The organism is Bradyrhizobium sp. CCBAU 45389 (assembly GCF_028128625.1).
GTDB lineage: Bacteria > Pseudomonadota > Alphaproteobacteria > Rhizobiales > Xanthobacteraceae > Bradyrhizobium > Bradyrhizobium liaoningense_B.
Genome location: NZ_LBIY01000010.1, coordinates 147,343 through 167,468 on the forward strand (window position 1 = coordinate 147,343; position 20,126 = coordinate 167,468).

General features: G+C 62.8%; 16 protein-coding genes. 5 read left to right on the forward strand and 11 right to left on the reverse strand.

Features of this window, described 5'->3' with window-relative positions; translation table 11 throughout:
* Positions 1 to 963: 963 nt before the first annotated feature.
* Both XH79_RS06225 and XH79_RS06230 read left to right on the forward strand, forming a co-directional pair.
* Complete coding sequence (locus XH79_RS06225; RefSeq protein WP_212336164.1) at positions 964 to 1,530, forward strand: SRPBCC family protein; 567 nt, start codon at positions 964 to 966, stop codon at positions 1,528 to 1,530.
* Between the two features lie 2 nt (positions 1,531 to 1,532).
* On the forward strand, positions 1,533 to 2,480 hold the full coding sequence (locus XH79_RS06230; RefSeq protein ID WP_271581070.1) for a YVTN family beta-propeller repeat protein: 948 nt from the start codon (positions 1,533 to 1,535) through the stop codon (positions 2,478 to 2,480).
* A gap of 99 nt (positions 2,481 to 2,579) precedes the next feature.
* Here XH79_RS06230 and XH79_RS06235 read toward each other — a convergent pair whose 3' ends face one another.
* From XH79_RS06235 to XH79_RS06270, 8 genes are all read right to left on the reverse strand, one after another.
* Positions 2,580 to 3,500: a nucleoside hydrolase gene (locus XH79_RS06235; protein ID WP_271581071.1), complete on the reverse strand. Its 921-nt coding sequence runs from the start codon at positions 3,498 to 3,500 to the stop codon at positions 2,580 to 2,582.
* A 107-nt stretch (positions 3,501 to 3,607) separates the two neighbouring features.
* Complete coding sequence (locus XH79_RS06240) at positions 3,608 to 4,261, reverse strand: HAD family hydrolase (RefSeq protein WP_271581072.1); 654 nt, start codon at positions 4,259 to 4,261, stop codon at positions 3,608 to 3,610.
* A gap of 62 nt (positions 4,262 to 4,323) precedes the next feature.
* Positions 4,324 to 4,830, reverse strand: coding sequence for a hypothetical protein (locus XH79_RS06245; protein WP_271581073.1), 507 nt, complete (start codon positions 4,828 to 4,830; stop codon positions 4,324 to 4,326).
* Positions 4,827 to 6,257 carry an HD domain-containing protein gene (locus tag XH79_RS06250; protein WP_271581074.1) on the reverse strand — a complete coding sequence of 477 codons (1,431 nt, stop codon included), beginning with the start codon at positions 6,255 to 6,257 and terminating at the stop codon, positions 4,827 to 4,829. The genes XH79_RS06245 and XH79_RS06250 overlap by 4 nt, the downstream gene beginning before the upstream one ends.
* A gap of 126 nt (positions 6,258 to 6,383) precedes the next feature.
* Entirely contained in the window at positions 6,384 to 9,359 is a 2,976-nt protein-coding gene (gene uvrA, locus XH79_RS06255; protein WP_271581075.1) for an excinuclease ABC subunit UvrA, read from the reverse strand.
* A gap of 275 nt (positions 9,360 to 9,634) precedes the next feature.
* Entirely contained in the window at positions 9,635 to 10,381 is a 747-nt protein-coding gene (locus XH79_RS06260) for an outer membrane protein (RefSeq protein ID WP_271581076.1), read from the reverse strand.
* Positions 10,382 to 10,616: 235 nt separating this feature from the next.
* Positions 10,617 to 11,285 (reverse strand): outer membrane protein, encoded by a 669-nt coding sequence (locus XH79_RS06265; RefSeq protein WP_271581077.1) that lies wholly within the window; start codon positions 11,283 to 11,285, stop codon positions 10,617 to 10,619.
* Between the two features lie 237 nt (positions 11,286 to 11,522).
* Entirely contained in the window at positions 11,523 to 12,284 is a 762-nt protein-coding gene (locus XH79_RS06270; protein WP_212336180.1) for an outer membrane protein, read from the reverse strand.
* Positions 12,285 to 12,746: 462 nt separating this feature from the next.
* On the opposite strand from XH79_RS06270, the gene XH79_RS06275 reads away from it, so the two are divergent.
* Positions 12,747 to 13,238, forward strand: a complete 492-nt coding sequence (locus tag XH79_RS06275; protein WP_271581078.1) for a single-stranded DNA-binding protein — start codon at positions 12,747 to 12,749, stop codon at positions 13,236 to 13,238.
* Here the strand turns inward: XH79_RS06275 and XH79_RS06280 are convergent.
* Positions 13,235 to 13,585, reverse strand: coding sequence for a low molecular weight protein tyrosine phosphatase family protein (locus XH79_RS06280; RefSeq protein WP_271581079.1), 351 nt, complete (start codon positions 13,583 to 13,585; stop codon positions 13,235 to 13,237). The genes XH79_RS06275 and XH79_RS06280 overlap by 4 nt on opposite strands.
* Before the next feature lie 319 nt (positions 13,586 to 13,904).
* Between XH79_RS06280 and XH79_RS06285 the strand changes: the two genes are divergently transcribed.
* Entirely contained in the window at positions 13,905 to 14,186 is a 282-nt protein-coding gene (locus XH79_RS06285) for a hypothetical protein (protein WP_271581080.1), read from the forward strand.
* A gap of 168 nt (positions 14,187 to 14,354) precedes the next feature.
* Positions 14,355 to 17,093, forward strand: coding sequence for a DNA gyrase subunit A (gene gyrA / locus XH79_RS06290; protein ID WP_271581081.1), 2,739 nt, complete (start codon positions 14,355 to 14,357; stop codon positions 17,091 to 17,093).
* Between the two features lie 9 nt (positions 17,094 to 17,102).
* On the opposite strand, the gene XH79_RS06295 is transcribed toward gyrA, so the two are convergent.
* A complete protein-coding gene (locus tag XH79_RS06295) occupies positions 17,103 to 18,068 on the reverse strand; it encodes a phosphotransferase family protein (protein ID WP_271581082.1) in 966 nt (321 codons plus the stop codon).
* A gap of 112 nt (positions 18,069 to 18,180) precedes the next feature.
* A complete protein-coding gene (locus XH79_RS06300; protein WP_271581137.1) occupies positions 18,181 to 20,034 on the reverse strand; it encodes a potassium transporter Kup in 1,854 nt (617 codons plus the stop codon).
* Positions 20,035 to 20,126: the final 92 nt, after the last annotated feature.

The window sequence follows — 20,126 nt, forward strand, 5'->3', positions numbered from 1 at the left end:
ATTGCGGGGTCGCGAGGGAGGTGGGGGCTGGCCTCATGCCGTCGGCTGTCTCACGGCTGCGTTCTCTCGGGGGCATTCTGAGACCGCAATCTCAGGTCTTAATTTTGGTCAAGTAACGCATGTCGGGTTTTGTTGCTGTTTGTTTCCATATGTTTCTCAAATGCAGCTTGCGCGAAGGTGGTGTTCCTGATGTGTTCCAATCAAAAGATGGGTTGGGAGGCGGGCATGAGCCGAACAGGCACGCGGCTTCGCATTCTCGCGGCAGATCGTGCCCGAGGTTCATGGCAATCATCGCCCCAGGAGTGCCGAGGGCGCAGGGAAGGCCGGGTGCCGGCTGGCACCCACGGTCCACTGTGCGAAAATTGCGCTACGAGAAGCTGCACAGCGGCATACAGATGAAGCCAAACATCCGGCCTTCCCTGCGCAGTGGTTTGACGGCTTATGTCGTGCTCTCCCCGGGGAGCGATGCACTATTGCCCCCGTTGCCCTGCGGATGGCTGATACGCGCGCCCGGTTGGGCCGCAGCATCACAGCAGGACTTGGCGCACAGACCCCGGGCGCCAGGACCACACGATTTTGCCGTACGCGGGCGGCACCGGTCGTGTGCGCGAAAGCCGTTGCTCACGGCGTGAGCCGCCCTGCAAACCACCTTCGCGCCGACGCCGCCCGCGTCCACCACGTCCCCGCCCGCGTGTCGTGACGATCGCGATACGCCCCTCGGACCAGGCTGGGATGGCCGCAACATGCGATAATTCCGAATTCGCGTAAAGCGAATTATTTTCATCATGGCGCATTGACCCGGGTCTGGTGTGTTTTGTCCGTCTTGCAGCGCAAGGGATGGTGCGGACGGGCGAGCGCCTCCGCCACAGCCGTGCCGCGAACCGGTCTCGCCACGGTCCAAAAATGCGCTACCATGGTCTCAGCGCGCCTCAAGTCGCGCAGATCCAAGAGTGAGGAAACGGTATGAGGATGAGAAGCGGAACGGCGATCGCCGGGGTGGCGGCGCTGGCGGTGGTGGGGATGGCCCTGACGACGGCGTTCGAGCCGGCCTGGGCCCACGGGCCGACCCGGCAGAAGGTCCGGGAATCCATCGAGATCAACGCACCCCCGGCCAAGGTGTGGGCCGTGATTGGCAATTTCCAGGACATGAGCTGGCTGCCGCCCGTGACCAAGACCGAGGGCGAGAAGGGCAACGAGATCGGCGCGACACGGAAGCTGACGCTGACCGGCGGCGCCACCGTGGACGAGGAGCTCTACAAGTTCGACGCCGCCGCGATGACTTATTCCTACCGGATCACCAACGTCGACGTGAAGGTGCTGCCGGTCACCAACTATTCCTCGACGCTGACGGTGACGCCGAGCGCCGACGGCAAGGGCGCGACGCTGGAATGGGCCGGCGCGTTCTACCGCGGCTTTCCCAACAACGACCCGCCGCCGGAGCTGAGTGACGAGGCCGCCAAGACCGCGGTGAGCGGGCTTTACAAGGCCGGCCTCGAGGCGCTGAAGAAGAAGATCGAGAGCGGAAGCTGACCGTGCGGGTCCTGGTCCTGGCGGTGCTCGCCGCCAGCCTTGCTTGCCCGGGCTGCGCCTCCGCCGAGGAGGCGTTCGTCACCAACCAGCTCAGCGACGATCTGATGGTCGTCGACCTCGCGATCTCGCGTAGCGTTGCGACCATCCCGATCGGCGGCAAGCCGGCGGGCGTAGCCGTCAGCGCCGACGGGCGCTTCGCCTATGTCACGAGCCCGGACGCCAAGGCGGTGACGGTGGTGGATGCCGCCACGCGGCAGGTCGCTGGCCGGATCGAGGTTGGCGGCGGGCCGCTCGGCATCGCGGTCGCCCCCGACGGCAAGACGATCTATGTCGCGGACTGGTATGCGGCGGCGGTGCGGGTGATCGATGCCGCGAGCCTCAGCGTCACCGCCAGCATCGTGGTCGGTGCCTCGCCGTCGGGCCTGGCGGTGACGCCTCACGGCAAGCTGCTGCTCTCGGCCGACCGCGACGACGACAGCGTCTCCGTCGTCGATACGGCGACGCGCCAACGCAAGGCGACGATCAAGGTCGGCACCCGCCCGTTCGGCGTCACCATCGATGCCGAGGGAAGGCGCGCCTATACCGCCAATGTCGGCTCCGACGATGTCTCGGTCATCGATATCGCGGAAGCGCGCGAGATCGGCCGCGTGCCCGTCGGGATGCGCCCCTATGCGGTTGCGCTGACGCAAGGGCGCGGCTTCGTCACCGACCAGTATGGCGGCACCGTCAGCGTGTTCGACCTGGCAAGCCTGAAGCCGGTCAAGAGCATCAATGTCGGCGACTACCCCGAAGGCATCAATGCGACCGCCGACGGCAAGCGCGTCATCGTCGCCTGCTGGGAAAGCAACACGCTGAGCATTATCGATGCGGTCGAATTGAAGGTGATCGGCGAGATCAAGACCGGCGACGGCCCGCGCGCGTTCGGGGCGTTCTTGCGCAGGACGGAGTAGGGGATGTTTTGCCGTAGCCCGCATGAGCGGAGCGACATGCGGGACTCGCTTCAGGCGCGGAAGGTCCCGGATGTCGCTCCGCTCATCCGGGCTACGGACTCATTTCGATCCGGCAAACGCCTGCAGCTTCACGAAAAAGTCCTTCAGGATTGCGTTGCGGTCCACATACGTCACGTAGCGGATCGCATGCCGCCGGCGGTCGATGCTCCAGGTCATCTGATCGGTAAGAACCGGGGCCGGGATGATCACGCTCGGTGCCCACGCAGGGTTGAGCAGCCAGCCGACCGGCGCCATGTCCCAGATTTCCTTGGCCCAGCCCATGTGGTCGGACGAATATTCCTTGAAGCGCATGGCGAGAAACGCGCCGATGCTGCCGTGGGGTTCGACGTAGCGTTCGATCTCCGGCACCGTCGCGTGAAGACGCGAGGTGACGCCCATGCACGGGACGAGGACGAGCGGCACGCCGCTGTCGAGCAGCACCTGCGCGCCGCCGACGTCCTGCTTCAGATTGAACTCGACCGTGTGGGGCCATTCCAGCGCATGGCCGCCGAGCCAGACCACGACGATCCGGTCGATGATGTCGGGCGCCCTCAGCAGCGCCGAGGCGACGTTGCTGATGGCGCCGATGGCGACCACGTAGAGCGGATTGTCCGGCGTGCCCGCGCGCGCCTGGGCGATGAGGTCGTCGACGGCGGGTGCCGTCCGCGCCGTCTTGCCGGGGCCGACATAGTCGGTGACGCCGCGATGAACCAGGCCTTCCGGCGCGACGTTCAGGCGGTCCAGCAGGCGCAGGATTTCCTGATAGCTCAGCTCCATGCCGTGGCCGGGACTGTCGGCGCGCGCATTGAAGAACGGCGCGGCGTAGATCGCCTCGACTGAGAGGCGGTCCTTCGACAGCAGCATCTGCACGAGCGCGAACTGGTCGTCGATCTCGTTATAGGTGTCGGTGTCGAGCACGACCCGCAGCCGGCCGACCGGCGGCTCCAGGAGCTTGAGGCGGCTTGCATCCGTGAGTGTCATCGGCGTTCCTCGAAAAGTTCGTAGGTGGGTTAGCCCGCAGATGCGCAAAGTGCATCGGCTCGGCATGCCCCACCGCGTCTGTTTCTGCGGATGCGAACAGTGGTGGATTACGCTTCGCTAATCCACCCTACGTTTCCGCGTAAAGTATCCGCGATGTCGCGCATCTGTTCGAACATGTGGTCCGGCCCCAGCGCCCGCAACGCCGCCGGCGCCGCATAGCCCCAGCTGACCGCGCCGCAGGCAACGCCTGCGGCCCGCGCCGCCTCGATATCGCGGACCTCGTCGCCGATCGCGATGACGCGGCCGGGGTCCACGCCGGCGCGGCGGACGACCCGGCGGAATTTCGCGGCCTTGCCAAACAGCGATGCCGAGCAGTCGTAATGCGCGAACAACGCCGCGGCCTCGCCGAGCTTCTCGCGCGCATTGGCTTCGCTGTCGGAGGTCACCAGCGCGAGCTGCACGCCGTTCTCGGCCAGCGTCCGCAGCATCGTCTCGACGCCCGCAAACAGCGCAATCTCGCTGGCTGCCTCCGCCTTCAGCCGCCGCGCATGCCGCGCGATCGCCGGCAGCTTCCACAATGGCACCTCGAGCCGGGTGAGGATTTCGCGGCTCGAAGCGTGCCGCAGCCCCTCGATGTCCTCATCGGCGACCCGGCGAAAGCCGAAGCGATCGGCGACGTCGTTGATGGTGCGCAGGAACCAGGGAAAGCTGTCGGCGAGGGTGCCGTCGAGATCGAAGATGGCGAGGGAGTAGAAGGACAAGTTTAGTTTGCTGCTTCCTGCCTAGTTCTTAATGATACGATCAAAACTAGTCGCTCGCGCGGTCAAGCCACTGGAGACAATTCTAGATTCTTTAGAAGCTCAAGCGCCTGTTTGTCACGCCCATCTTGTGTTTTTGCGCCCTTCCGGCGGACCAATTCCTCTTTCCAATCTCGCCGTGCTTCAACATAGGCAAGCCAATGAATCGTGGCCGCTAACTCTAAAACGGTCGCTGAACAGCGCTGCATTTCAAAGAGAGCCGACTTAATCTGATCCAATGGAAGATGTTGATCGACTCGATCTCCGTCACCAGCTTTGCTCGCGCGATAGATGACATATGGAACACCATCGCTCACCCGTCGCCCGGAGTTCGCGTTAAGGCGTCCAAAGATGACATCATCTTCGACCTGTTCAGCCAATTCCTCAGAGTAGGGACCGTAGTGATGATACTCGAAGGAAAACCCGCTTCTCAATCCAATCTGATCAAGCAAGTATACTTCTTTTTGAAGGCGAATCTTGCCTACAATCTCGCCTCCAGCCAGCTGAATCAAGCTCGGGACATCTTTCTTCATGGTCGTTTCCCACCAATTGCTTCGATTGCTTCATGCGCTTTCTTGCAATCTGCTTCATTGAGGAAATAGTAGCGCTCGAATGGCCTTTCTCTGTCGGATGCAGCTATAGTCGCATCCACAAAATCGGTAATCTCCTTCAAGTCGCCATTAGCAAATTGAATCATGAGTCGTTTCTGAGCTCGATTGTCGTCCGCGCCGATAGCGCCGTACAAGCTGAGTTTGGCTGAGTCGCGAAATACGGTCTTGCCAAGATCAGCCTTAAACGATTCGTCCAAGCGATGTTTTAATCTCCGCTGCCTTTCAACGTCAGATGGGAAGGTAATCTGAACATCAACGCACGCGGGAAGTTTGCGATTCAGAATGCGACTCGCCAACGCATTACACATACCGTCGCCGCTTCGAGCGAGAGAGTGAATGGCGCCCCAGATAAGGTCATCATCAAGAAGACGATAATTCTCAAGTGTTTCGCCGTTGGGCGAAAAGAAGCGAATTACGGGGTTATCAGCATCAAGTCCCTTGATCTCGGTGCCGGCCGCAACTTGCCGCGCAATCTCGCGGAAAAGAGAGCTAACAAGCTGTTCGATGCCTCTGGTAGCCTTGTGGAAATAGACGTTCGTATAAAGCCGATATCTTGCAAGCAAAAAGTCTTCGGCCGCGTCGCGAGCCTTGTAGAGCAAGCAGAAGCTATGCCGATAAATGGCATCTTTTTCTGCGTCAGCAGGAGACACGTCTATTTCGGCAACGCGGACGTTATCCATTAGCCATTCAATGTCGATCGCTCCTGCTCCAACTCCAGTCATGTACCGGTCGCGCTCGAGGTAATCGAGTCGATCTGCATCGAAGGAGCTAGACACGATGGCGTGGTACATGTCCGTCGCCGTTTCAGCTCGAATTAGATCCGCAACTTCCTTCGCTTCTACTTTTGCCTCAGCCAGGATCGACGCTATTGCACCTTTCTCGTCTTCGACCATCTCTGCCGTGAACGCTTCGTGCTTTCGAATTTTCGCTTTTGCGTTCCCGTCGCCGCGTTCCTCGGCAATGCTCTTTCGTGCTTCCTCGAAGGCGTGACTAAACGGGCCGTGTCCGATGTCATGCAGCAAAGCTGCCAGTACGGCGACTCCAGCACGATGTGGATCGAAATCGCCAACAACCCTTTTCAATTTAATCTCGCGTTCGATAATTCTGACGAGTCGCCTTGCGTTGTGAAACACACCGACAGAATGAGCGAAACGCGTATGCGTGGCCGACGGGTATACGAATTCAGAGACGCCCAGCTGCTTTATGCGGCGAAGCCGCTGGAAGTCTGGCGTCTCCAATAGACTCCAAGCCGTCATATCGAGCGGCTCCTCCGCCCGGAACACGATCATGTCGTGGAGCGGGTCGCGGATGCGTTCAGTTTTACTGCCGTTACCGTGACGGTCTGGCATGAGAACAAATAGAGAACATTTTGCCGAATGTCCAGAAAAGAATCAGTTTTCGACACTAGAGTGTCGGCGGATGGTTAATGAAATGCAACCGTAGGTGTGCGGTGCCCTTTTAGAGGTCCACTGAACCTACTCCGCCGCCTCGCTGGTGCTCCGCCGCTTCGGCTTCCGCGCCTTCTTCAGCACCGGCTCCAAAAACTTGCCCGTATAGCTCCGCGGCGCTTTGGCGATGTCTTCCGGCGGGCCCCAGGCGACGATCTCGCCGCCGCCGTCGCCGCCTTCGGGGCCGAGGTCGATGACCCAGTCGGCGGTCTTGATGACTTCGAGATTGTGCTCGATGACGACGACCGTGTTGCCTTGCGCGACCAGCTCGTGCAGCACCTCCAGCAGCTTCTTGACGTCGTGGAAGTGCAGGCCGGTGGTCGGCTCGTCCAGGATGTAGAGCGTGCGGCCGGTGGCGCGTTTTGACAATTCCTTCGCCAGTTTGACGCGTTGGGCTTCGCCGCCTGAGAGCGTGGTCGCCTGCTGGCCGACGTGAATGTAATCGAGCCCGACGCGGTGCAGGGTCTGAAAAGTCTCGCGTACGCGCGGCACCGCTTTGAAGAATTCGGCGGCTTCCTCGACGGTCATGTCGAGCACGTCGGCGATGCTCTTGCCCTTGAACAGGACTTCCAGCGTCTCGCGGTTGTAGCGCTTGCCCTTGCAGACGTCGCAGGTGACGTAGACGTCAGGCAGGAAGTGCATCTCGATCTTGATGACACCGTCGCCCTGGCAGGCCTCGCAGCGGCCGCCCTTGACGTTGAAGGAGAAGCGGCCGGGCTCGTAGCCGCGCGCCTTCGCCTCGGGCAGGCCGGCGAACCACTCGCGGATCGGCGTGAAGGCGCCGGTGTAGGTCGCCGGATTCGAGCGCGGCGTGCGGCCGATCGGCGACTGGTCGATGTCGATGATCTTGTCGATGTGCTCGAGGCCCTCGATGCGATCGTGAGGAGCTGCGCCTTCGCTGGCGCCGTTCAGCTTGCGGGCGATGGCGCGGTAGAGCGTGTCGATGAGCAGCGTGGACTTGCCGCCGCCGGAGACGCCGGTGACGCAGGTGAACAGGCCGAGCGGAATCTCCGCCGTGACGTTCTTGAGGTTATTGCCGCGCGCGTTCACCACCTTGATGGTGCGGCGATGGTTCGGCGGGCGCCGCTCCGGTACCTCGACCTCGAGCTCGCCGGTGAGATACTTGCCGGTCAGCGATTTCGGGTTGCGCATGATCTCGGCTGGCGTGCCTTCGGCGACGATGTTGCCGCCATGCATGCCGGCGCCGGGGCCGATATCGAGCACGTAGTCGGCGAGGCGGATGGCATCCTCGTCATGCTCGACCACGACCACAGTGTTGCCGAGGTCGCGCAGGCGCTTGAGCGTGTCGAGCAGGCGGGCGTTGTCGCGCTGGTGCAGGCCGATCGAGGGCTCGTCCAGCACGTAGAGCACGCCCGTGAGGCCCGAGCCGATCTGCGAAGCCAGGCGGATGCGCTGGCTCTCGCCGCCGGACAGTGTGCCAGAGGAGCGGGAGAGGGTGAGGTAGTTGAGGCCGACGTCGAGCAGGAAGGTCAGGCGCTCGCGGATTTCCTTCAGGATACGGCCGGCGATCTCGTTCTGCTGCTTGTTCAGCGCCTCCGGCACGGTCTCGAACCACTCGCCGGCGCGCTTGACCGACAGCTCCGAGATCTCGCCGATATGCTTGTCCCCGACCTTGACGCAGAGCGCCTCGGGCTTCAGCCGAAAGCCCTTGCAGCCCTCGCAGGGCACGTCGTGGAAATACTTCGCCAGCTCCTCACGCGCCCACTCGCTCTCGGTCTCGCGATAGCGGCGGTTGATGTTGGTGATGACGCCTTCGAACGGCTTCTTGGTGTCGTAGGAGCGCACGCCGTCCTGGTAGGAGAACTTGATCTCGTCCTCGCCGGAGCCGTAGAGGATGGCGTCCTTGGTCTTCTTGGCGAGATCCTTCCACTTGGTGTCGAGCGTGAACTTGTAGTGCTTGCCCAGCGCGGTCAGCGTCTGCTCGTAATAGGGCGAGGACGACTTGGCCCAGGGCGCGATCGCGCCCTTGCGCAAGGACAGCTCCTTGTCGGGAATGACGAGGTCCTCGTCGACATGCTGCTCGACGCCGAGGCCGCCGCAGGCCGGGCAGGCGCCATAGGGATTGTTGAACGAGAACAGGCGTGGCTCGATCTCGGGAATGGTGAAGCCGGAAACCGGGCAGGCGAATTTTTCCGAGAACAGGATGCGCTCGGGGCCGCTCTTGTCGTGGATTTTTGCCGTCTTCTTTTTCTCTTCCGCAGGCGCGGCTGCCGGCGCGTCGGCGAACTCGACGACGGCGAGGCCCTCGGCGAGCTTCAGCGCGGTCTCGAAACTTTCGGCGAGGCGCTGGCCGATGTCGGCGCGCACCACGATGCGGTCGACCACGACGTCGATATCGTGCGGGAATTTCTTGTCGAGCGTCGGAGCTTCCGCGAGCTCATAGAAGGTGCCGTCGATCTTGACGCGCTGGAAGCCCTTCTTGAGCCATTCGGCGAGCTCTTTCCGGTACTCGCCCTTGCGGCCGCGCACGACCGGGGCGAGCAGATAGAGGCGGGTGCCCTCGGGCAGCGCCAGCACGCGGTCGACCATCTGCGAGACGGTCTGGCTCTCGATCGGCAGGCCGGTGGCCGGCGAATAGGGCACGCCGACGCGCGCCCAGAGCAGGCGCATGTAGTCGTAGATCTCGGTGACGGTGCCGACGGTGGAGCGCGGGTTCTTCGAGGTTGTCTTCTGCTCGATCGAGATCGCCGGAGACAGTCCGTCGATCTGATCGACATCGGGCTTCTGCATCATCTCCAGGAACTGGCGGGCATAGGCCGACAGCGACTCGACGTAGCGGCGCTGGCCTTCGGCATAGATGGTGTCGAAGGCGAGCGAGGATTTGCCGGAGCCGGAGAGGCCGGTGAACACCACCAGCTTGTCGCGGGGGATCTCGACGTCGATGTTCTTGAGGTTGTGCTCGCGCGCGCCGCGGATCGTAATTGCGCGCAGGCTGGAGCCCGCGTTCTGTTGTTGGCGCTTCGCCTTGATCACTTCATCCATCCGAGTTGCCCTCAAGGAGCCCAAAGGTGCGCGATCGCGCCAACAAAAAAGGCGCGCTTCGCCCGGAACCGGGATCGGCGCCGATGGGTGTGGCAGCGAACGTAGGAAGAACGGAGACGGATTTCCAGAGGGAGTTGCGAATCGTCAACGGAATGTTGGCGCGCTGGCGGCATCTGGCAGCAGAAGGGTGGGCGGAACTGCTCTGGAACGTGCCGCCAAACAAAAAGGCCGGCGCACGGCCGGCCTTTCGTAACGCGAGGGCGTTGGAGCGAAGACTAGTACTTCGCCACCACCGGGCCGCCGAAGGTGTAGTTGAGGCGGACGGTGCCCATGTCGACGTCCTGCTTGATACGGTCGATACGGTCGTTGATGCCGACAATCGTGAACGAGTTGTTGCGCTTGCCCATGAACAGATGGTCGTACTCGATCGCAACGGACCAGCCCGGCGCGAAGCCGAATTCGAGGCCGGTGCCGACCGCGCCGCCCCAGCGCGTCTCGCTTGCGCTATCGAGGACGACGCCCCCCACCGTACCGTTGTACTTGGCGTGCGTGACGGCCGCGCCACCCTTCACGTACCAGAGCACGTTGTTCCAGGCATAGCCGACCTGGCCGGTGAACAGGCCAAGCGCGTCGATCTTGGTCTCGTTGACCAGCGGTGCGAGCACCAAGCTCGTGTTCGAGCCCTTCAGGTTGGCCCAGTCACCCTGGGCTTCAAGGCCGAACACCCAGCTGGCCGATTGCCAGCGATAGCCGATTTGGCCACCGACGACGCCGCCGGTCGCATTGTGACAGCCTTCAGCCGTGTCCGGACCCGCAACGCCGAAGATATTGTTGACGTCCCAGCAATTGCGGCTCGAGGCGCCACCGGCGTTGGCACCGATATAGAATCCGCTCCAGTTGTAAATCGAGGCCACCGCGACCGGCGCCTTGGTGTAGGGGCGGGCCGCAAGATCGGCCGCCGAGGCCGGTGTCAACGCGCTGAGTACGAACAGACTGGCCGAAGCCAGCAAAATCTTCTTCATCTGATTCCCCAGTTTCCGTTTCTCTTTGTTGCCTTCCGCAAGGAAGAGCAGCGGAGCCTATGACCCAACTGACGTCACAGCTTTACACTATGGAAGCCTAAGGTTGTGTCACCGGAGAGCCACATCTCTTCGAAAACGTGAGTGGCGGGCTGAGGTATATTGCTACGCGTGAAGACAACAAAAAGGCCGGCGCGAGGCCGGCCTTTCGTAACGCGGGTAGCGTCGGAGACGAAGCTTAGTACTTCGCGACGATCGGGCCGCCGAAGTGATAGTTCACGCCGACCTGCACGGTGTGGAAGTTGAGCGAGCCAGAAGCCACCGGAACGCCGATGTTTCCGAAATAGGTTTCGCTGCCGAGGCTGCGATAGAGGTACTCGCCCTTGACCGACCACTGCGGAGCGAAGAACGCCTCGACGCCCGCACCGACGGTCCAGCCCGAGTGGAACTTGCTGTCGGAGATGGTCACGCCGAGCGCGCTGGCGCTGAGCTTGTTGTCGATCCAGGCGTAGCCGCCCGTGCCGTAGAACAGAACGTTGTTGACGGCCCAGCCGATGCGGCCACGCACGGTGCCGAGTGCATCGGTCTTGGAGGTCGCGGTGATGCCGAGCGCGGTCGCCGAGGCGCTGACGTCAGCCCAGGCGGCATCCGCCTCGAGGCCGAACACGACGTTGCCGGTCTGCCAGTTGTAGCCGGCGGTGCCGCCGACGAAGCCACCCTTCATCTTCGGATCGGAGTCGGCCTGCCAGGCGCCGCCGCCGACGATACCGAGGTAGAAGCCGGTCCAGTTGTAGACCGAAGCCACAGCGACCGGAGCCTTGGTGTACGGGCGGGCCGCGAGATCAGCCGCCGACGCAGGGGCAGCCAGAGCGAACAAACAGGCCGAAGCCAACAAAACCTTCTTCATTTTTAACCTAATCCCAGTCCCAGTTTCTGTTGTTGCCTTCCGTGAACGGAAGGGCATCGGACGCCGTGGTCCAACTGGCGTCGTGCTTACACCAACGAAGCCGCAAGTTGTGTACCCGAAAAGCCACAACAGTCACAAAACGTCATAATCGCTGACTGATTAGCCCCTTCGCGCGCAGCAGGCAGCAAAAAGGCCGGCGCGAGGCCGGCCTTTCGTCAGAAGAGATTAGGCTTGCGATCAGTACCTGGCGATCCCCGGGCCGCCCCAACGGTAGTTCAAGCGGATGAGGGCGAGATCGACGTCCTGACTGACGCGTTCGGTCTGAACGAAGGCTCCGCCGAAGGTGAAGTCGACGTTTCGGTTGCCGAGGAAGATGTGATCGTACTCGAAGCCCACCGACCAGTTCGGGGCGAAGCCAAATTCGACTCCCGCGCCGACCGTTCCGCCCCAACGTGTTCCGTTGGCCGAACCGAAGGTCGTGCCAGCACCAACAAAGCCCGGCGCGATGATGAGGTCGTATCTGTCGTCCACTACGGCGGCGCCGCCCTTGACGTAGACCAAAACGTTATTCCAGGCATAACCGACCTGACCGGTAATCAAGCCGAAGGCGTCGACCCGCGTACGGTTCTGCTGACCTGGCGCGGTCGGGCTGATGTTTCTTCCACTGAAGTCAGCCCAGTTGCCTTGGCCTTCCACGCCAAACACCCAATTGGCCGACTGCCAGCGATAGCCGACCTGACCACCGACTGTGCCGCCCGTTGCGTTATGGCAGCCGTCATCGATCAGCGTACCGGTGACCGGCGTCACGAAGTCCCAGCAATTGCGGCTCGAGCCCCAGCCGCCGTTGATGCCGATGTAGAAACCGCTCCAGTCGTAGATGGTCGCGACCACCGGGGGTGGAGCCTTGGTATAGGGACGCGCCGCCATATCCGCCGCGCTTGCGGGAGCCGACAGGCCCAACGCCACTACACCGATTGTACCAATCAAAATCTTATTCATTGCAGTCTCCCCAGGTAAGGTCCGCTTCTTGTTATCCCCGAAGCGGCCAATCAGGCGCGACGCCCATATGAACTTAATTCCGAGGCAACCGTAGCCTAAGCAGCAGGCAGAGTCCGTCTCCGAAATGCAACACTCGCAGGACAAGTGTGCGGCGTGTAACTTTATGAATGTTAAGTGCTTTTTGCCGATTGCGGGAACCTGAAAAAGTTCCATCCGGTGCGCACTATTTGAGCGACTGCAGGCACCGCCCGAACGGAACATCCGCGCCCGCCGGGAAAGAACAAATCTGGAACAAGCCGGAAGGCGATGCTATATATGGGGATAACCTGAGGGCTGGTGGGCTGTTCGGTCCGCGCAAGCGTATAGGGTCGCCTCAATCAGGTTGCAGGGGACCGCGGGTGCGCGGCGCGGCCTTGCGAATGCGGCCTTACGAATTCATGGCATTTGGAGTGGAGAGCGGCGATGGCGGGAAGCGTCAACAAGGTCATTCTGGTTGGAAATCTCGGCAAGGATCCTGAAATCCGCCGCACCCAGGACGGGCGGCCGATCGCGAATCTGAGCATCGCGACCTCGGAAACCTGGCGCGACAAGAACAGCGGTGAGCGCAAGGAAAAGACCGAGTGGCACCGCGTCGTCATCTTCAATGAGGGTCTCTGCAAGGTCGCCGAGCAGTATCTGAAGAAGGGCGCGAAGGTTTACATCGAGGGCGCGCTCCAGACCCGCAAATGGACCGACCAGAGCGGCGTCGAGAAGTACTCGACCGAGGTCGTGCTCCAGGGCTTCAACTCGACGCTGACGATGCTCGATGGCCGCGGTGGCGGCGGAGGCGGCAGCTTCGGCGACGAGCCGGGCGGCGATTTCGGCTCCTCCGGTCCGGTCAGCAGTGCGCCGCGCCGTCCCGTTGCCGCCGGCGGCGGCCGCAACAACGACATGGACGACGACATCCCGTTCTAGGGCTTGGAAAGGGGCGGCTCGGCCTGGCGCAGATAACGGCCAGCCCGGTTTTCAAGGATCCGGACAAGGACAGGGTCCATGAATTCGTAGTCGTCCGGAATGTCGAGGCAGATGACCCGCTTGTTGTTCAAGCTGGATCGGAATTTCCGGTTCAGCTTGTTCCGGTGGGCCTTCGCCATGACGAAGATGATGTCGGCCCATTCGATCTGTTCGGTGGACAGCAAGACGTCCGCGTCGTTCGAAATGCCGGCCGAGTCGGTCTCGATTCCCGGCCAAGTCGAAAACACCTGCTCGGCGGTCGGGCTGCGGAGGCGATTGGCGCTGCATATAAAAAGGACGTTGGTCACTTACCGCTTCTCGGAGTGATCGATCAGGTGTCCGCGAGAAGAATGCTCGGTGCCTTGCGGGCAGGCTTCCCAGAGTTCCTGCTACATAAATGCCGTTCATTGGTCGATGGAATCGACGACATTCCGATCTGACGCGAGGTCGGAACTGTCCACTCACGTGAAGCGACAGGATTTCTTACCAATTATCGGGTAGGGCTCGGGTTTTTCGCCCTTGCCTCATGTGCTGCCTCAAGTCTTTGACGGGATGAGATGTGAATGGTATTAACTTCATGTTAATCGTATTCACATCGGTCGCCGCCTCGACCCGAGGAAGTCCCGCATGAGTTTTGCGCCGCTGCTTGAGGCCGCTCCCGCCATCCCGCTGCATGCCTTTGCCGCAATGGGAGCGTTCGTGCTCGGCCTCGTTCAGTTCTCCGCCCCCAAGGGCACGCTGCCGCACCGGACAATCGGCTGGATCTGGGTCGTCCTGATGGTGGTCGTGGCGGCGTCGTCGTTCTGGATCCACCAGATCCGCCTGTTCTTCGCCGGCGCGCTGGTGGTGGCGGGCCTGTTCACGCTGGTGCCGGGGCGCATCATGCACCGGGTGATTTTCGGGGCGTGAGAGCCGGTTCCATCCGGTCCGTTCCGACCCTGTCCTGGGCGATGCCGGGAAGGGCGTAAGTCTCTGGAAAAACAGTCGGAAAAAGCGCTTCCCGAAGCCCGGCAAGGGTGGTTATCAGGGGTGTGATGCGCTATATGATTCCCAGACAAAAACTCACCGGATTCCCCCTTGGCTGACGACGACAACAAGCCCGGCGACCAGCCGGCGCAACCCTCGGACATTCGCCCCGTCTCCATCCTCGACGAGATGAAAAAGTCCTATCTCGATTACGCCATGAGCGTGATCGTATCGCGTGCGCTGCCCGATGCGCGCGACGGTCTGAAGCCGGTGCATCGCCGCATCCTGTTCTCGATGAACGAGCAGGGATTCACGCCCGACAAGAAGCACAAGAAGTCCGCCGGTATCGTCGGCGACGTCATGGGTAAATATCACCCGCACGGCGACCAGGCGATCTACGACGCGCTGGTGCGCATGGCGCAGGACTTCTCGCTGCGTGAGCTGCTGGTGGACGGGCAGGGCAATTTCGGCTCGGTTGACGGCGATCCGCCAGCGGCCATGCGCTACACCGAGTCGCGCCTCACCAAGATCGCGCTCAAGCTGCTCGACGACATCGACAACGAGACGGTCGACTTCCAGGACAATTACGACGGTTCCGAGAAGGAGCCGGTGGTCCTGCCGGCGCGTTTCCCGAATCTGCTCGTCAACGGCGCCGGCGGCATCGCGGTCGGCATGGCCACCAATATCCCGCCGCACAATCTCGGCGAAGTCATCGACGCCTGCCTGGCATTGATCGACAATCCGTCGCTGACCATCGACGAGCTCAACAACATCATCCCGGGCCCGGATTTCCCGACCGGCGGCATTATCCTCGGGCGCCAGGGCATCCGCAGCGCCTATCATCTCGGCCGTGGCTCGATCGTGATGCGCGGCAAGGTGACGTTCGAGACGATCCGCAAAGAGCGCGAGGCGATCGTTATCACCGAGATCCCGTATCAGGTGAACAAGGCGACGATGGTCGAGCGCATCGCCGAGCTCTACAAGGAAAAGAAGATCGAGGGCATCTCGGATCTGCGCGACGAGTCCGACCGCGACGGCTACCGCGTCGTCGTCGAGCTCAAGCGCGACGCCGTGCCCGACGTCGTGCTGAACCAGCTCTACAAGTTCACGCCGCTCCAGACCTCTTTCGGCGTCAACGCCGTCGCGCTCGATAGCGGCCGTCCGCAGACGATGAACCTGAAGGACCTGCTGACGATCTTCGTCGGCTTCCGCGAGCAGGTCGTCACCCGCCGGACCAAATACAAGCTGCGCAAGGCGCGCGAGCGCGCGCATGAGCAGGTCGGCCTCGCCATCGCGGTCGCCAATATCGACGAGATCATCCGCGTGATCCGGACCTCGCCGACTCCGGCGGCTGCGCGCGACACCCTGATGACGCGCGACTGGCCGGCGCGGGACGTCGAGGACATCATCACGCTGATCGACGATCCCCGCCATCGCATCAACGAGGACGGCACGATCCGCCTGTCGCTGGATCAGGCGAAAGCCATCCTGGAGCTGCGTCTGGCGCGCCTCACCGCGCTCGGCCGCGACGAAATCGGCGAAGAACTCGGAAAACTCGCCGGCGAGATCGGCGACTATCTCGAGATCCTGCGCTCGCGCGCCCGGATTCTCGACATCATCAAGACCGAGCTGACCGAGGTGAAGACGGAATTCGCCACGCCACGCCGCACCGTGATCATGGAGCAGGAAGGCGAGGTCGAGGACGAGGACCTGATCCAGCGCGAGGACATGGTCGTCACCGTCTCGCACGCCGGCTACGTCAAGCGCGTGCCGCTGTCGGCCTACCGGGCTCAGCGCCGCGGCGGCAAGGGCCGCTCCGGCATGCAGACCCGCGACGAGGATTTCGTCAGCCGCCTGTTCGTAGCCTCCACGCACACGCCGGTGCTGTTCTTCTCCTCGCGCGGCCAGGTCTACAAGGAAAAGGTCTGGCGGCTGCCGATGGCCGCGCCGAACGCGCGCGGCAAGGCCATGATCAACATCCTGCCGCTGGAGCAGGGCGAGCGCATCACCACCATCATGCCGCTGCCGGAGGATGAATCGACCTGGGGCCAGCTCGACGTGATGTTCGCCACCACGGGCGGCAACGTCCGTCGCAACAAGCTGTCCGACTTCGTCGACGTCCGCCGCTCCGGCATCATCGCGATGAAGCTCGACGACAACGAGGCGATCGTCGACGTGCAGATCTGCACCGAGCGCGACGACGTGCTGCTGACGGCTGCTGGCAGCCAGTGCATCCGCTTCCCCGTCACCGACGTGCGCGTGTTCACCGGGCGCACCTCGATGGGCGTGCGCGGCATTGCGCTCGGCGAGGGCGACAAGGTGATCTCGCTGGCGATCCTGCGCCACGTCGAGACCACCTCGGACGAGCGCTCGGCGTATTTGAAGATGCGCCGCGCGGTCGCGGGCGAGGCCGCTACGGACGAGGCTCCGGCCGATGCCGAGGCCGAGGAGACCTCCGGCAGCTTCCAGCTCCCGCAGGAGCGCTATGTCGAGATGTCCGCGCAGGAGCAGGTCGTGCTGACCGTCTCCGTCAACGGCTATGGCAAGCGGACCTCGTCCTACGAGTACCGCACCACGGGCCGCGGCGGCAAAGGCATCGTCGCCATGAGCGTCAACAACCGCAACGGCAACCTCGTGGCGTCCTTCCCCGTGGAGGAGGCCGATCAGATCATGCTGGTCACCGACAAGGGCCAGCTGATCCGCTGCCCCGTCGAAGGCATCCGCATCGCCGGCCGCTCGACCCAGGGCGTGATCGTGTTCGACACCGCCGAGGACGAGCACGTGGTGTCGGTGGAGCACATCACCGAAGAGGCCGAGAGCGGGAACGGCGAGAACGGGAATGGAGCGTGACGCCCCGTTCTATGCGGCATTTGCAAGCTCCTTGGTAAGATCGGCAAGCACCTCTCGCTTGCCGATCTGGGCCATCCAGCACCAGAGCTCCAACGTGCAATACATGTGGTAGAGCGCGAGCGTCTGCTCCCAGTCGGGGCGCGCGATCGTGCCATAGCCGGCGAGTAATCCGTCGCGCTTGGGCGCATCCTTCGGCGTGAAATAGTACAGCGCTTTCGCGATATCCATCAGCGGATCGCCAGATGTCGCATTCTCGAAATCGACGATGCCCGTCAGATGCGGTTCGCCCTCCCGCGTCACCAGCACGTTGCCGGCGTGGAAATCGTAGTGGCACAGGCGAGGGGTGACGGCTGCCTCGAACAGATGCTGCCGAGCTGCAACACTGTCCCGCAGGCGCGCGGCCAGCGTGGGATCACCGCCGCGTGTGCAGAACTCCGTCAGCTTCCTCTCGAACTGCGCGGACATGTAGGCATGGTTGCTCGGATGCACCGTCCAGACGCCGTTGGGGCCGATATAGCCAAAGCTGTCGAGGACGACGTCGTTGATCCGGCGCAGCGCCGCGCCCATCTCGGCATAGATCGCAAACAACTCGGCCTCCGACAGCGTCGCCTCGCGTCGGCCGAGCACCGTGCCGTCGAGCCTGGTCATGAGCAGATAGTTCAGATCGATTGCCGTTCGCGTGTCGTCGGCAAGCAGGATTTTGGGAATGGACGTGCTGAGGTCCCGCAGGAGCCCCAGGACGTAAACCTCCTTCGCCATCTTCCACTGCAGCGATTCCGGATAGACCTTGAGGATGCAGGCGGGCGCATTCGCCAGCGTGATCTCGAGCACGGTGCTGATCTCCCCGCCATGTAGCTCGGTGATGCCGAGCAGCGATGCCTGCGGCGATATCCGGCGGATGATCGCTTGCGCCTGATCGACCGAAACCGACAGGCGGGGCTTTAGCTGCAAGGGTGGAGCGTCACTGGTTGCCATGGCTTCAAGGTCAGGCTCGTAGCCCGGATAGAGTGCAAGCGTAATCCGGGACTCTGTGCGCGCGGCAAGAAACCCGGAATGCGCTGCGCTCCATCCGGGCTACGCACTTTGCCTAGATCTCCAGCTCTGTCCCGAACTCCACGACCTGCTTGGTCGGCACGCCGAAGAACGCGGCGGAGCGTTCGGCGTTGCGCTGGAGGAAGGCGAATACGCCTTCGCGCCAGACCCACATGCCCGGGACATCCTCGCGCGGGATGATGGTCTCGCGGCCGACGTAATAGGTGATGTCGGCGAGGTCGATGCCGGGCAGCTTGCCCTGCCGGCACGTGAGAGTCAGCCCTTCGTAGATGGTCGGGTTCTGCATGAAGCCGTAATGCAGGATCACGCGGGTGATGCCCGGAATGATCTCATGCACGTCGGCGCGTTCCTCGTCGGGAATGTGCGGGGATTCCTCGATCAGCACTGTGACCAGCAGCACGCGTTCGTGCAGCACGCGGTTGTGCTTGACGAACTGGGTCAGCGCGAGCGGCACGCCACGCGGCGCAGAGGCCAGGAACACGGCGGTGCCGGGAAGCCTTGCGCTGCACTTGTTGACCGCGGTCTCGATCAGATCCTCCTCGGGCTGGCGCAGCCGGCCGCGTGCCGCTTCGACCAGCTTCACGCCGGCACGCCAGGTCAGCATCATGAAGGCGACGAGCGCGGCGAGCAGCAGCGGAAACCAGCCGCCCTCGAACAGCTTGACCGAGTTGGCCGAGAAGAAGATCACATCGATCACGAAGAAGAAGCCATTGACCGCGACCACGAGCCAGGGCGAATAGCCCCACTGGATCGCCACTAGGGCTGCGAGCAGCGTGGTGATCGCCATCAGCAGCGACACCGCGATGCCGTAGGCGCCGGCGAGCGCGTCCGAGGTGCCGAAGCTCAAGACCGCGCCGAGCGTTCCCGCCGCCAGCAGCCAGTTCACCAGCGGCACGTAGATCTGGCCGATCGCATCGCTGGTGGTGTGGCGGATCTGCATGCGCGGCAAAAAGCCGAGCTGGATCGACTGCTGGGTCAGCGAGAACACGCCGGAGATGATCGCCTGCGAAGCGATCACGGTCGCGATCGCGGAGAAGGCGACCAGCGGATAATGCAGGGCGTCCGGGCAGAGCTGGAAGAAGGGATTCTCGATCATGGCGGGATCGGTAATCAGCAGCGCGGCTTGCCCGAAATAGTTCAGCACCAGCGCGGGCAGGCAGATCGCGAACCAAGCCAGCCGGATCGGCATGCGGCCGAAATGCCCCATGTCGGCATACATGGCTTCGCCGCCGGTCACCGCGAGGAAGGCCGCGCCGAGAATTCCGAACGAAATGTGGAAGTCCTGGTGGATCAGGAAGTTGAAGGCATAGAACGGGCTGAGCGCGGCCAGCACCGCGGGCGCCTTGACGATGCCGTGGATGCCGAGCGCGGCGAGCACGACGAACCAGGCCAGCATCACCGGGCCGAAGATGCGACCGATGAAGCCGGTGCCCTGCTTCTGCATCATGAACAACCCGATCAGAATGGTGACGGTGATGGGCACGACCACCGGCGCGAGCGAGGGCGCATCGACCTTGAGGCCCTCGATGGCGCTGAGCACGGAGATCGCCGGCGTGATCGCGCCGTCGCCATAGAGCAGGGCGGCGCCGACGAGGCCTACCACGAGCAGATGCGCCCGCCAGGTGCCGGGTTGCGCGTTGCGCGCGTGGAGCAGGGCCAGGAGGGCAACGATGCCGCCCTCGCCGCGATTATCCGCGCGCAGGATCAGCAGCGCATATTTCAGCGAGATGATCAGCAGCAGCGCCCAGAGGATCAGCGAGGCAACTCCCAGGACAGCGTCGTGGCTTAACGTGCCGCCATGGGCAGCCGCCTTGGCGGCTTCCTTGAGGGCGTAGAGCGGGCTGGTGCCGATATCGCCATAGACGACCCCGAGGGCGCCCATGGTCATGGCAAGCGGCAGTGGATCGGGATGATGGCCGGAAGCGACTGCGGGCGTACTGGACAATGGCAACCCCCCGATGGGATCGCGCCCGGCGGGCC